The sequence below is a fragment of the Cryomorphaceae bacterium genome (assembly GCA_007695365.1).
In the GTDB taxonomy this organism is placed as follows: domain Bacteria; phylum Bacteroidota; class Bacteroidia; order Flavobacteriales_D; family SKUL01; genus SKUL01.
The window spans coordinates 1-10,974 of sequence record REDV01000077.1 but is presented as its reverse complement, the minus strand read 5'-3'; the positions used below and the strand labels follow the sequence as shown (position 1 = coordinate 10,974).

7 protein-coding genes are annotated in these 10,974 nt (G+C 50.2%); 5 read left to right on the top strand and 2 right to left on the bottom strand.

Annotated features, from left to right (window positions below):
* From EA392_06340 to EA392_06325, 4 genes are all read left to right on the top strand, one after another.
* Positions 1 to 252 (top strand): hypothetical protein (locus EA392_06340; GenBank protein ID TVR39497.1); only part of this gene is annotated, 252 nt, incomplete at its 5' end.
* An 11-nt stretch (positions 253 to 263) separates the two neighbouring features.
* Entirely contained in the window at positions 264 to 2,606 is a 2,343-nt protein-coding gene (locus EA392_06335) for a hypothetical protein (protein ID TVR39496.1), read from the top strand.
* A 3-nt stretch (positions 2,607 to 2,609) separates the two neighbouring features.
* Positions 2,610 to 5,753 (top strand): hypothetical protein, encoded by a 3,144-nt coding sequence (locus EA392_06330; GenBank protein ID TVR39495.1) that lies wholly within the window; start codon positions 2,610 to 2,612, stop codon positions 5,751 to 5,753.
* 51 nt (positions 5,754 to 5,804) lie between these two features.
* Positions 5,805 to 8,243, top strand: coding sequence for a hypothetical protein (locus tag EA392_06325; GenBank protein TVR39494.1), 2,439 nt, complete (start codon positions 5,805 to 5,807; stop codon positions 8,241 to 8,243).
* A 12-nt stretch (positions 8,244 to 8,255) separates the two neighbouring features.
* Here EA392_06325 and EA392_06320 read toward each other — a convergent pair whose 3' ends face one another.
* On the bottom strand, positions 8,256 to 8,882 hold the full coding sequence (locus tag EA392_06320; GenBank protein ID TVR39499.1) for a CoA pyrophosphatase: 627 nt from the start codon (positions 8,880 to 8,882) through the stop codon (positions 8,256 to 8,258).
* A gap of 188 nt (positions 8,883 to 9,070) precedes the next feature.
* On the opposite strand from EA392_06320, the gene EA392_06315 reads away from it, so the two are divergent.
* Positions 9,071 to 9,760, top strand: coding sequence for a leucyl/phenylalanyl-tRNA--protein transferase (locus tag EA392_06315; GenBank protein TVR39493.1), 690 nt, complete (start codon positions 9,071 to 9,073; stop codon positions 9,758 to 9,760).
* Here the strand turns inward: EA392_06315 and EA392_06310 are convergent.
* The gene (locus tag EA392_06310) at positions 9,757 to 10,878 is read right to left on the bottom strand and encodes a sorbosone dehydrogenase family protein (protein TVR39498.1); all 1,122 of its coding nucleotides are present in this window, start codon (positions 10,876 to 10,878) and stop codon (positions 9,757 to 9,759) included. The genes EA392_06315 and EA392_06310 overlap by 4 nt on opposite strands.
* Between the last annotated feature and the right edge of the window lie 96 nt (positions 10,879 to 10,974).

Genomic DNA, 10,974 nt, shown 5'->3' with positions numbered 1-10,974 from the left:
GTAGGAGGCGATTATGCTCCGCTCAAGTGGGTGCGTTTCTCACTCGGTTTCCTGTCTGGCGGTAACTACGCTGCAAGAATTCCTGTGGGTATCACTTTCATTGCTGGAAACGGAACTTGGGAGGCCGGAGTCGCTTCGCGCGATTTAGTTACCTACCTTCGTGGTGACGGAGCTACCCTGTCGGCTTCATTTGGCTTTCTGCGGTTTCACCTCGGAAGCATTGAAGCTACCCCAGCGGCAACGCTCTACTAATCATTGCAACAATGAAATACGGCCTGCTGCATATCTTTTTGATGACCCTGGTTTTACCGCTGAGTGCCCAGTCGCCTAAAAAAGTTCTGAAAGCAGCCGACAAGTTTTATCAAACCCGACAGTACGAAGATGCCTATCATCAGTACGCACAGGCAGCAGAGATAGACCCCCGCTCTGAAGATGCCCACATGGGTATGGGCAATAGCCTGCGCGAAATGGGAAGGCTTGCGGAGGCTTACGGAGATTTTCAGCGTGCAGTAGCCATCAACCCTAAACTTTGGGAGGCGCGCCATATGCTCGGCACCATTGATATGGAGCGCGGTGAATACGCCAAAGCGCTCAACCACTTGCAGCGCGCCCACGAGCTCAATAAAAAAGATCTTGTGGTGATGCAGGAACTCCTTCAGGCACAAATCAAGTCTGACCACCTGGATAAAGCAGAAGAACTTTCACAAAAATTGCTCAAACGGAAGAAAAGTGCGGTAAATCAATACCTCCGGGGAGTGGTGCTCGACAGTCTCAAAAGGCACAACGAAGCCGAATCCTTCTACAACCAGGCGCGCTTTTCCGACCCAAAGCTGACCGAAGCACACCTCGGTGCCGCTCATGCCCGTTTGAGGCAGGGCAAACTCCGCGAAGCATTGGAAGATTGCAATCGGGCGCTTGAGCAACCCAAAAAACTTACGCGCACTTACTGGATCAGGAGTGAGGTGAAAACCGAGCTTCGCGATTTTCACGGTGCCATCAATGATTTGTCGGCATTGATTGAAGCAGAGCCTGAAAACATCGGAGCCATCAGGCAGCGAGCATCCGTGTACGAAAAAACCGGGCAGTTCGAGAATGCCATTCCCGATTGGACCACCATTATTGAAGGCGACAAAACAGATCACCAGGCACTCTTCCGGCGCGCCGCAGCCTTTGAGAGGTTGCACCGCTTTGAACTGGCTGTTCAGGATTACAGAGAGCTGTTGCGGCGTGCACCCTACGATGAACAGGCTCAAACGCTGCTTGCATCGGCTGAGTCACAACTTTATCAACTCAAAAAAGAGGATAAACCCCCTCAAATTCAGGTTACCTCACACAAGGTAAATCAGCTCAATGAAATAGAAATACCGGCTGGTGAGCGTGTGGTTACCCTTTCCGGTGATATTTCGGACGATAGCCCTATTGACCGATTGCTGATAAATGGACAAGCCGCAGCCATTCCTCGCGATTCTATTAACCCCCATTTTTCGTTTGATTGGACACCCGGCGATGCAAAAGAGCTTGAGCTCGAGGCCGTAGATATCTACAACAATGTTTCGCAGGTGCTCTACAGGGTGAAACGCACTGAAACTGATGCTCCGAGAATCCGCTTGCTTTCGCCCTATGCCGGCGACGACGGAGAAGTGCGGATTGCCGGTAATATATACGATATCAATGTAGAAGGGCAGATATTTGACGAGAGCAGAATCACCTCCATTGTGGTGAACAACGTCAATGCTAGCTTTAATACTTCACAGCACAACCCACGCTTTAGCGCCAAAGTGCGTATAGCCAATATGGAGTATCTCACTGTAAATGCGGAGGATGAATACGGCAATAAAGCAGCGAAAAAGTTGCGGATACGGCGGGATGGCTTAACTATCAGCGAAGATAACCCCATGGGAAATACGTGGGTGGTGTTTATTGAAAATTCAGAATATCAATCCTTTGCGAGTATTGACGGGCCTGCGCGTGATGTAAACCTGATGAAACAGGCGTTTGCGGGCTATAGCATTCACAACACCATTCATCGCAAAAACCTCACGAAGGACGAAATGGATCGCTTTTTCAGCATTGAATTGCGCGACCTTGTTCGAAGCAACAATGTAAACAGTTTGTTGATTTGGTATGCCGGCCACGGCAAATACATCAATGAAACAGGTTATTGGATTCCTGTGGACGCCCGGCGTGACGACGAATTCAGCTATTTCAACATCAATTTGCTCAAAGCCGGTTTACAGGGCTACGCCAAAGATTTATCGCACACACTGGTCATCACCGACGCCTGTGAGTCCGGTCCGTCATTTGCTGAGGTTACCCGCGACCATATGATAATCAGGCGGTGTGATGACTGGGAAGCCACCCACATGCGTTCCTCGCAGGTATTTTCGTCGGCGGGCTACGAGCTGGCCTCAGACAACTCCCAATTTACCCAAACTTTTGCGAATCTGCTGAGCAATCACCCCGATGATTGTCTGCCCATTGAGGCGGTTGTGCGTAAAGTTACCGAAGTGGTACTTGGTCAGGGTACGCAAACTCCCAAGTTTGGAATTTTGAGCGGCATGGGGCACGAAGACGGCACTTTTTTCTTCATCCGTAAAAAGAGGTAGCCCATGTACCGCGGTTACATCATTGTACTTTGTGTGCTTCTTGGTTCTGCTCCAGGCGGCTCGATAGAGGCTCAGCACTTTGCTTTTCAGGAGTATGGCGTAAAAGACGGATTGGCCGCATCCAAGGTGTATGCTTTGTGCGAAGACCAAAATGGCAAAATCTGGCTTGGCACCGTCAACGGAATTTCGCTCTTTGATGGGTACCGATTTGAAAACTATACAGATGCCGACGGTATTGCCCCCGAAGGAGTGCGAACAATCTATCAGGATTCAAACGGCAGTGTGTGGTTTGGCCACTACGAAGGAGGTATTACCCGCTACAGCAACGGTGTATTTGAAACCGTTGATCTGCCTGGCCTGCGAAGCAAGGGTGATATTTATGACTTTCAGGAGTCGGTTTCGGGCGATTTCTGGATTGCCTCCAACGGATTGGGCGCCATTCGTGTAAAGGGGTATGACGGTGAGGCGAACAAATTTGAAGTGCAGCAGTACATGGGTTCAGAAGGTTTGGGCGACAGGGTGTTTGACATATGTGTTACTGCCGATGGAGCGCTCTATTTTGTTACCGATGCCGGATTGAAAAAGCTCGAAGACGACGGTTCCTTTTCTTTTTACCGTCCGGGCGGAATGACCAATATGTTTCAGCTTACCTGCATGCTCGAAGATAGTCGTGGAATGCGCTGGTTTGGAACACACAACGGAGGTCTATACAAGTATTCACCCGGAAATACGGATATCGAAATCATTGATGTGTTGGATGGACTTGCCCACAACTTTGTGTTTTGTCTGCACGAAGATGAAAATGGCAATATATGGGCAGGAACCTACGGAGGCGGAGTGTCGGTAATCAGTCCCAACGGGCACATCCAAACCATGAACAGCAACAATGGTCTGTCCGATGAAAAAATTCAATGCCTCACAGCCGATCGCGAAAACAACGTGCTGATTGGCACCAATGACAACGGCATGATGGCCTTTAAGTCGTTTCAGTTTACATCATACCCGCTTCCCGACAGATTTGCGGTACGCAAGTACAACGCCATTCAGCCCAAAGCAGGTGGTGGCATATGGCTGGCTACCGAGAAAGGGCTCGTTTCTCTGGATGAAAAAGGCGGCAATGCCATTCGCTATGGCACTGATGAAGGGTTGGGAGATCTCAACATCAATGATATAGCCCTTGCCCGCGACGGAACGCTCTGGCTCGGAACTGAGTTTGGCGGCCTGTTCAGTTTTACGCCCGCTACCGGTCGTTTCAGAAGTCATTTTGCCATCAACCAATACATCACCCAAAACAAGGTAACCGACATGCACAGTCACGATGGCAAAGTGCTATGGATTGGAACGCTCGATGGTTTGCTTCGCGTTGACTGGGAGCGAGAAAGCCTTGATCGCCTTACACAACGGGATGGACTGAATGGCAATCACATTTCGGCCGTATCATCTACCCGCGAGGGTCATTTATTGGTAGGGTTTGTGGGACGCGGAGCCGTGCGTATCACACCCGATTCCACCTACACCCTGCTGAGTACAGGTACACCTGCCTGTTTTCTTCACGACGATAGCGGCACACTCTGGGTGGGAATGGAAGGCCAGGGCGTTTATCTCTTTGAAAACTCCGGAGAGCCTGTACATCTCACGCGCAACAATGGCTTGCTGAGCAATGCCGTTTCAACCATTGATCAGGATAAGCAAGGCAATTTCTGGTTGGGTTCCAACCTCGGTCTCACACGCTTCAACAAAGCCAATCAGCATTTTGTGCACTACACACAATCAGCCGGATTTATGGGGCTTGAAGTGCGAAAAAGAGCTTCATTCAGCTCGGGCAATAAATTGTGGTACGGCACGGCAAACGGACTCTTTCTCAATAATCCGGCACTGGAAAAACCTGTGAAGGAGGTTGGTTTACTGCGAATAACAAGGTCGTTGGTAAATGGAAACACCGCAAAAGAAAAGGAGCAGCTGGATTTGAAGTTCGATCAGAATGAGCTTGCATTTCAGTTTATTACAGTCAGTTTAAGCGACCCGCAAAGTGTGCGTTATCAAACTTTTCTCGAAGGCCGGGATCAGCGGTGGAGCGATTGGACCCCGAATCGCTCAGCAGAGTATTTGGGATTGCCCGAAGGAAGCTATCGTTTTCATGTAAGAGCCCGCAATCGCTGGGGAGAAGAGCACGAAATAAGTTCAGTAAGCACCTTTGTGATTCACCCACCGTGGTATAGAAGCACCACTTTTTACGGAGCGAGCGGAGCGGGTCTTATTCTGGCGTTTATCCTCTTTGTGAAAATCCGGGAGCGAAATCTGCAACGTGAAAAGCGTGTGCTTGAAGAAAAGGTAAAGGAGCGAACCCGCGAGGTAGTGGAGAAGAGCGATGAACTGGAGAAAAAGAACAATGATATTCTGGACAGCATCAATTACGCAAAACGCATACAAGATGCTATCCTTCTGCCGCGCGATCAGATAGATGACTTCGGCTACGAGAATTTTGTGTTATACCGCCCCAAAGACATTGTAAGCGGAGATTTTTATTGGTTCAGCCAGCTCAACGACCAGTTACTTTTTGCCGCTGCCGACTGTACAGGGCATGGCGTGCCGGGTGCGTTCATGTCGGTGGTGGGTCACAGCTTGCTCGATAAAATAGTGGTAGAGCAAGGCATTACCAGCCCGGAGCAAATCCTTACCAACCTGAGCGAGGGAGTGGAGAAGTTCCTCAGACAGAAAGAAAACCAAAACCTGCCCCGCGATGGAATGGACGTTGCACTGGTGGCCATCAAGCCCGCTGAGAGCAAAATCCTTTTCGCCGGTGCTTTCAACCCGCTATACCTGGTGAGAGATGGCGAGGTGCACGAATTCAAAGCCGACAGATTTTCAGTGGGAAGCTACCAGGACGACTCTCAAAAAATCTTCACCCTTCACGAGGTGGAATTTCATGCCGGAGATTGCATCTATGTCTTTTCCGATGGGTACGTAGATCAGTTTGGCGGACCTGATTACAAGAAGTTTAAGTCGCGAAATTTTAAGGAGCTGCTGGCGTCATTATATGGCAGAAACATGGCTGAGCAAGAGGGCGTTCTCCGCAAGACCCTCAAAGACTGGATGGGGAATGTGCAACAGCTCGATGATATTATCGTCATAGGAATGAAGCTTTAGCGCTTCGGATTCAGGCTGAAAAGAATTTTGTGCACCAGGCCTGCTTGTTCGATGAAAGTGCTAACTTTGTCTATTGACGTTAAATTATTCTCGATGAAACCAAATGCAGGATATTCCATTTTGTTAGCGGTAGCACTGCTTTTGGCGGGTTTTCAGGTCAATGCACAATCGGCGAAAGACTACCTGAAGATTGCCCAGAACGACTTGAAGGATCAAAACTACCGGGAAGCTGCCAATCGCTTTGGGAAAGCCATCCAATTGGAACCTGAATTTGAACGCGCCTTCACAGGAAGGGCTGAGGCGTATGAAAAGCTCGGAGAGTTCGCTAGCGCGGGTGATGACTGGTACCGAGCCGCAGAAATCTCCGGGAAAAAAAACGATTTTTATGCCAACGCCGGAAGGAATTTTCTGAAAGCTAATTTATTGGATCGCGCTGAAGCAGCCTTGAATAAGGCCTATCAACAGGATGCCAAAAACATGGATGTTCTTCAGTTGCAAACGCGACTCTACCTGAACAAAGGCGATTTTTACCGGGCGCACCTGGCTGCCAGTGCAGCTGTTGGGCAGAAACGCACACTCATCAATACATACTGGCTGGGTGTAGTGAGCGACAGCCTGGGAAATTACGATGAAGCGGTAGCCAGTTTTGAAGAAATTCTCAAAGGAAACAACCTCTTTGAAGATGCCTACCCCGGAATTGTCTCGGCGCGCTTAAAACGATTTGAGCGCCATCAGTCGTCTTACCTGCGCTCGGAAGAACTCGAAAAAGCGTATGAAACAGCCCGCACCGGGCTCGAAATATTTCCCGATAATGTGTCTTTGAGGGTGCTGAGGAGCCAGATTTATTTTCACCGTTTTGAATTTTCCAAGGCCATTGACGATATTTCAAGAGCCATTGCCGTTTCCGGCGATAGTCCCGAACTGAGCATGTTGCGCGGCTCCTATTTTCAAACCTTTGGGCAACACCAAAACGCCATCGGAGACTATACCAGGGTTATTGGCGCCAATCCACTCAATGCCAAAGCCTATTACCAACGCGGATTGGCCAGTGAGGCCATCTTTAACCACAACCAGGCGCTCAGCGATTTTGAAGAGGCTTTGTCGCTGATTGCCAATGACAACAATGAGGTGCGAAAGAAAGAATATCGGGCAGCTCGCGACCGGATTCTAGAGCTGCACCGCGAGAGCGACCCTCCGCGTATTGTATTGCATCATCCTGCAGTTGGGGCAGACGGGGTGATCCGAATCAGGATGGATGTAGATTCGCTCACCATCAATGGAATCATCAACGATCAAAGCCGTATCAAGCATATTCGCTTAAATGGTCACAACCTCGCTTTCGATCGAAAACAACTCAATCCGGAATTTACCCACGAACTGGCGCTTTCCGATATTTCGGAAATCCAGCTGACCACTTCCGATTGGTACGACAATACCGCGTCCGTTTCATTTGATATTGTTCGCAATGAAATAGACCCACCGTTAATTCATGTAACCGAACCCTTTGTGGCAGGAGAGCGGGAACTTATCATTGATGAAGACGTGGTGTTGCTTACGGTGCGGGGTCACATTACCGATGAGAGCCATATCAAGAGTATTTTGGTGGAAGGAGTAACGGCCAGCTATCCCATTGACCGCCTGAACCCTCGCTTTACGGCACATGTGGATATCTCCAACAAAGATCATATTACCATTACCGCTACTGACGTGCACGGAAACGAGCGCGCAGAGCGCTTTAAGCTGCGAAGACAGGCAGCTGCTTTCGCCGGAATTAATCCGATGGGTAAAACATGGGTGGTGTTTATCGAAAATTCAAGATATCAATCCCTCGCCAGTATCGACGGCCCTGAGAAAGATGTTTCCAACCTTCAGCGGGCCCTGGGTGATTATCATATCGATAAAGTGCTCCACAAAAAGAACATGAGCAAAGCAGATATGGAGCGCTTTTTCAGCATTGAGTTGCGCGATTTGGTGCGTGGAAACAGGGTGAACAGCTTGTTGGTGTGGTACTCGGGGCACGGCAAACAGCTCAACGAAACCGGTTACTGGTTTCCTGTAGATGCCCGGCGCGACGATGAATTCAGCTACTTCAACATCAACACCCTGAAGGCTGGAATGCAGTCCTATTCCAAAGAACTAACACACACATTGGTGGTTACAGATGCCTGCGATGCCGGGCCTTCCTTTGCCGATGTGACCCGCGACGATTTAACAATTCGCCGATGTGAGGACTGGGAAGCCACGCGCTTGCGGTCTTCGCAGGTGCTTTCCTCTTCGGGGTACGAATTGGCTACAGGCAACTCTCCCCTTGCCCAAACATTTGTGAATTTGTTGAATCAAACCTCCGACGCCTGCGTACCCATCGAGGCCGTGGTGCTTAAAATGAAGGAACAGGGCTCAAGAACGGGAAGCATTCCCAAGTTGGGGATCATTTCGGGCTTCGGGCACGAAAACGGCACCTTCTTCTTTGTGAAGGAAGGCACCAATTGACACATTGCTTTTTTAGGACTTCAACAACTCTCTGAGCTCGCTGATCATCATGGCTGTGGCACCCCATACCACGTGTCCGTCGAGCAAAAAGCAGGGTACATCCATGTGCACATTGAATGCCTTGATAAACACTTTACGCTGAGTGAGGTAATCGTCATGTAGCAGGTGCATGAGCGGAACTTCGATTAAGCTTGCTACTTCCCGGGGGTCAGGAACAAAAGAAGGTCTTTCAGGAAGCACCCCCACAAAGGGCGAAACCAAAAACCTACTCGGCGGAATGTACACAGGAGTTAAAGAGCCGAGTTTTTCAACCGTGCCCGGTGAAATGCCCAGCTCTTCATTGGATTCGCGAAGGGCTGTGTCGAAAGCCGTTTCATTCATTTCTTGTTGCCCTCCCGGAAAAGCCACCTGGCCGCCGTGAACGCCGGGGTAATCGGGCCGCAAAATAAGGCTGGTATAGATGGTGTCGTGGTGCGGGTAGAGCGGAATGAGAACACTTCCATGCCGCACATCCCTGGGTTGCTTCATGACCTCGCTTACAGCAGGTCGGTGGTACGACAGCATTTTGCGGTGTGCCACTTCGCCCGGCAGTGGCCCCTGAAGCAGGTTGCGCAATTTTTCGATCTCGGAAATATGCATGCTCCAAAGGTACGGCATTGGAAGGGTAGCGAAAATCGGCTTCGATTGTTGTCTCAACCTCGCATAACCAAATGATCAAATCATCTCATCATCTAATTATCACATCATCTAATCATATAATTATCAAATCATCTAATCATCACATCATCTACTCACCCAATTCTCCCGTTACTATCTTTGCACCAGACATGGCTATTAAAGTGTTACATAGTGTTCCTGACTTTCCTCCAGTAGAGAACGCCCAACCCGACGGGCTGCTGGCACTGGGCGGGCAACTTTCATCGGATTGGCTGCTTAAAGCCTACCGACAAGGCATATTTCCGTGGTTTAACGAGGGTGACCCTGTGCTGTGGTGGTCGCCCAACCCGCGTATGGTGCTCTTTCCTGACAAGCTCAAAGTGAGTAAAAGCATGGGACAGTTGCTTGCCAGAGATGCCTTTCGCGTAACGATGAACCAAGGGTTTTCTGAAGTTATTGCTGCTTGTGCCGAAGTGCCCAGGCAAGGCCAGCCCGGAACGTGGATCACCCATGATATGCGCGGGGCCTACATCCGTTTGAATCAACTCGGCCACGCGCACTCAGTAGAGGTGTGGAATGCGCAGAACGAACTTGCGGGTGGTTTGTATGGTGTGGCCATTGGAAAAGTATTTTTTGGCGAATCGATGTTCACACGCGAGAGCAACGCCAGTAAGTTTGGGTTTATTCGATTGGTGCAATGGCTGCGCAAGCTTGGTTTTGAGTTGATAGACTGTCAGATGGAAACCACACACCTCGCTTCACTTGGCGCAGAGAGCATAGCGCGAGAGCATTTTGTTACCCTCCTTCAGCGTTGGACTGCTGTACCGTCACTACCCGCAAAAAGCTGGAAGATGGGTTAGGAGCCCTCGTACTTCAATCGATACACCTTGTCGCCGTGGTCGTCCGAAATAAGCATCGATCCGTCGTCCATTACCATCACATCTACCGGGCGGCCCCACGCAGCGGCACCTTGCAGCCAGCCTTCCACAAAGGTTGTGTAGGAGGCAGGTTGTCCGTTTTTCATTTCGATGCGGGTAATTCTGTAGCCAATGGGTGTGGTGCGATTCCACGAGCCGTGTTCAGCAATAAAAATATCGTGGCGCAGCGAGTCGGGAAACTGCGTGCCGGTATAGAACTTTAAACCCAGTGAGGCTACGTGCGGGCCGAGCACCTGTGCAGGAGGGGTATAGTCGTCGCAATTGTATTCTTTAAAGCCGGGGTCCACCACATCGCCCTGATGACAAAACGGAAAACCAAAGTGCATCCCCATTTCCGGGGCGTGATTGAGCTCGTCGCCCGGCATATTGTCGCCCATCATATCGCGGCCGTTGTCGGTAAACCACATTTCGTCCGTTTCGGGGTGCCAGGTAAAACCCACCGAGTTGCGCACGCCGTGGGCATACACTTCGAGGTCGCTGCCGTCGAGGTTCATCCTGCTGATGGTGGCAAAAATGGGCTCTTCACGCAGACAAATATTGCACGGCGCGCCAACGGTAAAGTAGAGTTTCTCATCGGGGCCGATGGCCAGGTATTTCCAACCGTGGTGGCGCTCTGATGGCAGACCTGAATATACTACCTCATAGGGTGCATTGGGCTTGAGGTTGTTTTCAATGTCTCTGAAAACAATAATTTCCGTTAGCGTGGCCACGTAAAGATCACCGTTGTGAAATGCAATGCCATTGGGCATATCGAGGTCTTCGGCAAAAACGATGTGCTCGTCGGCCTTGTAGTCTGCGTTGCGGTCAACAAGGGCGTGCAAAACTCCTTTTCGGCGCGTACTCACAAACACCAGTTGGTCGTGGGCGCGTGCCAGCGATCGGGCGTTGCTTACGTCATCGGCGTACAGTTCAATGCTGAAGCCCGGGGGTACAGAAAGTTTATCGAGGTCTGCGCGGCTGGGCAAGGCAGGCGGGTAGCACACGCCTCCGGAAAAGAGCGTGCCCACCAACAACATGGCAAGAAGGGTAGAAAATTTCATGACAAAAAGCTGAAGCGTAAAGGTAGCACTATGACAGAGAACCGAGGCGGTTTCTTCGTGCTGTTTGGGCAAGCAATGATCGCATTACTCATTTGC